At 70.5% G+C, this 3150-nt stretch carries 4 protein-coding genes; all 4 read right to left on the bottom strand.

From position 1 onward, the window contains the following. On the bottom strand, positions 1 to 739 hold a 739-nt coding region (locus tag VOI19_RS17050; protein ID WP_323794148.1), incomplete at its 3' end, for a DUF222 domain-containing protein. A gap of 238 nt (positions 740 to 977) precedes the next feature. Beyond that, complete coding sequence (locus VOI19_RS17055) at positions 978 to 1640, bottom strand: hypothetical protein (RefSeq protein ID WP_323794149.1); 663 nt, start codon at positions 1638 to 1640, stop codon at positions 978 to 980. A 38-nt stretch (positions 1641 to 1678) separates the two neighbouring features. Beyond that, complete coding sequence (gene hemQ, locus VOI19_RS17060) at positions 1679 to 2389, bottom strand: hydrogen peroxide-dependent heme synthase (protein WP_323794150.1); 711 nt, start codon at positions 2387 to 2389, stop codon at positions 1679 to 1681. Between the two features lie 5 nt (positions 2390 to 2394). Continuing rightward, a partial coding sequence (locus VOI19_RS17065) for a protoporphyrinogen/coproporphyrinogen oxidase (protein ID WP_323794151.1) occupies positions 2395 to 3150 on the bottom strand: 756 nt, incomplete at its 5' end.

Consider the following 3150-nt stretch of genomic DNA (forward strand, 5'->3'; position numbering starts at 1 on the left):
AGTCATAGGCACTGGCACCCTCCACGGCGCGCACGTGCTTCGGCGCCGCCAGGGCCTGGAGCGCTGTGCGGAACATCTCGGCCTGCAACTGAGGGAGCACGAAGGAGCCGCGCACGGTGCCGTCACCGTTGTTGCGGAACTTCACCTCGGCCTGCTTCCGTGCTCGTGCTTCTTGTTCGGCGAGCTTCTTGGCCTCGTGGGCCTCGGCGGTGTCGGGGTCGATGACCTCCACGAGCTTGTCGCCGAGCTCGCGCAACCGGTAGGCGTCGAAGTGGGCGGCCTCGCCGATCAGGTAGGCCTCGGCCCGGTCGGCCTCGGCGGCGTACTCCTCATCCAGCGCCTCGACCGCGGTGGTGATCACGGTGGCCTGCTCCGGCAGCACCGCCCCTGCTGCGACAGCCTCGCGGGTCTGGTCGTGGGCGGCGAGCGCGGTCGCGAGCCGGGTCCGACGTCCTGCCTCCCCCGCGGTCAACCTGGTGGTGCGCGAGAGCCACTGCGCCAACGACCTCGCACCGATCGTCCCGGGCAGGTCCACCACCTCGGCCTGGCCCAACAACCGGGCCTCGACCTCGGCCAACCTAGCCAGGTCCGAGACCAGCCGGGTGATCGCCGAGGACGTCTCCTGGGCGTTCAGCGACCACGCCGGCGCGCCTGCGATGTCGTCGAGTCCGGACTCGAGCAGGTCGAGGAAACCGAGGATCGGGTGACCCGTTCCGGTGTCGTCGAGGTGCCTGCTCATGTGGTCCATACAACCACCGGCCACCGACACTCGAACGGGCTGAAATCCGCTCAACCACGGGGTTGTGGACGACTTGCGAGCACTCTGGATTGTGGAAGGTTGGTGGGTATCTCGTGGGGTAACGAGGCTCGGCGCTGCGCGTCTCGATACGTCGGCCCGGGCTCCTTCGTCGCCGGCCGACTACTCGACGACCCAGGCAGGCCGCCGGCCAGCTGCTCGACGACCAGGGCGATCTGGGTCAGCCCGGCTGGTCGACGTCGACCAGCGCGCCGTTCAGCACGACCACGCCCGAGCCGTAGGCCTCGTCGACGTAGGCCTGCAGCGAGCCGTCGTCGTACGTCACTCCCGCGAGCACGTGGCCCTCGTCGTCGGCGTAGGAGCTCTGGTAGCCCGGGAGCTCGTCGGCCAGGGCGGTGGAGATGTCCTCCAGCTCGGCCTGGCTGTAGGAGACGCTCGGCTCGGGCAGCACGACCGGCTCGGGCATCATCGGGTCGTAGAGCGCGCCCATGATCGCGTCGGAGACCGTGAAGGCCGTGCCGTCCCACGTGCCCGTGACGGCGTAGGTGCCCCAGCGCACGTCGTCCTGCTGGTCGAAGGTGCCGTCGTAGGCCGTCCAGTCCCAGTTGGGGATCGCCGGGCCACCGCACTGCGGCGGGTAGGACTCAGCGATCGCGCCGAGGCACAGCTCGGGACCGTCGCCGGCGTCCATGACTGTGGGCAGACCCGTCGAGCGGACCTTCCCGGGAGCCGCCGGAACGGCGGTGGGCGGCTGCGGCGCCGCGGCGGGCTGACCCGGGGCGGCGGGGTCGGCGGCGCTGGAGGAGCCGTCGTCCCCGCTGCAACCGGAGACGGACAGCGCGAGGGAGATCAGGAGGGCCGGAGCCACGACGATGAGCTTCATAGCTCTACGACGCGGCCCGATCCCCCCTGGTTCCCGACTCAGGGAAGACGGTCGACGAGGTCGCCGATCGGCGCCAGCGAGCCGGTGTAGAACGGGATCTCCTCGCGCACGTGACGGCGGGCCCGCGAGGCACGCAGGTCACGCATGAGGTCGACGATCCGGTAGAGGTCGTCGGCCTCGAAGGCCAGCATCCACTCGTAGTCGCCGAGGCCGAACGACGCGACGGTGTTGGCGCGCACGTCGGGGTAGGGACGCGCCTGCATGCCGTGCTCCTTGAGCATGTCGCGCCGCTCCTCGTCGGGCAGGAGGTACCACTCGTAGGAGCGCACGAACGGGTAGACGCACACGTGGCCGCGGGCAGGCTCCTCGTCGAGGAACGCCGGCACGTGGCTCTTGTTGAACTCCGCCGGGCGGTGCAGCGCCATCTGCGACCACACCGGCGCCAGTCGTGCGCCGAACGCCGTACGACGGAAGCGGTGGTAGGCCGACTGGAGGTCCTCGGAGCGGGCCGAGTGCCACCACACCATCACGTCGGCGTCGGCGCGCAGGCCACTGACGTCGTAGACCCCGCGGACGACGACGTCCTCACCGGCGAGCTCGGCGAAGAGCTTCTCCACCTCCGCACCCTCGGCGGCGCGGTCGGCGTCGGGGCCGAGGACGTCGTCGAGCCGGAAGACCGACCACATGGTGTAGCGGATGGAGTCGTTGATCTCGCGCAACCGCGAGGCATTGGTCTGGCTGTCGCTCATGACTCCTATTGTGCCGTCCGCCCCGAATGCCCGTGCAGGGCCTGCCGGGCCGCAGCCCGACCTGAGGCGATGCAGGGTGCGATGCCCACACCGTCGTACGCCGCGCCACACACCGCGAGCCCGCTGACCTCGGCCACGGCGGCCTTGATCCGCGCGACCCGGGCCAGGTGACCCACGGCGTACTGGGGCAGTCCCCCACCCCACCGCTGCACGTGCGCGTCGATCGGCACCGCCTCGAGACCGATGGCCGCGCGCAGGTCGGCCAGCGAGGCCGCGACGAGCTCGTCGTCCGTGCGTTGGAGGGCGACCTCGTCGCCGTGCCGACCCAGCGACGTGCGCAGCAGCAGGACGTCGTCGCCGGCGGGCCCTCGGCCGGCCTCGCGCACCCAGCCCCACTTGGTGAAGGAGAACGTGGCGTTGATCGCGCCGCGCACCTGCGGCGAGGAGCCCTCGAAGTCGACGACGAGGCTGTCGCCGGCGACGGTGATCGCGCAGCAGATCGGGATCGGATCGGCGGTGAAGCCGTCGCCGTCGATCACCTGCGCCGTGCCGCCCTGCGGGTTGAGGATGGTCGGTGCGCCGGTCAGTGCGAAGGATGATGTCAGGGTGATCGTGTTGACGGCATCGCCGCTGGCATTGGCGCTTGCGATGGCGGTGTTCAGCTCGGCAAGGGAGCCTGCGAAAAACTGGGCCATTCTTCCTCCGGACGGTTCGGCGCGGGTCGCGGCCCGCAGGATTCTCCACGCATTGCACATGCGCCT

It is taken from the genome of Nocardioides sp. (assembly GCF_034670285.1).
Classification (GTDB): Bacteria; Actinomycetota; Actinomycetes; order Propionibacteriales; family Nocardioidaceae; genus Nocardioides.

Bases quoted from the DNA above. Each gene is read 5' to 3' on its own strand.
- VOI19_RS17055 (WP_323794149.1), bottom strand. From the start codon at position 1,640: ATGAAGCTCATCGTCGTGGCTCCGGCCCTCCTGATCTCCCTCGCGCTG.
- hemQ (WP_323794150.1), bottom strand. From the start codon at position 2,389: ATGAGCGACAGCCAGACCAATGCCTCGCGGTTGCGCGAGATCAACGAC.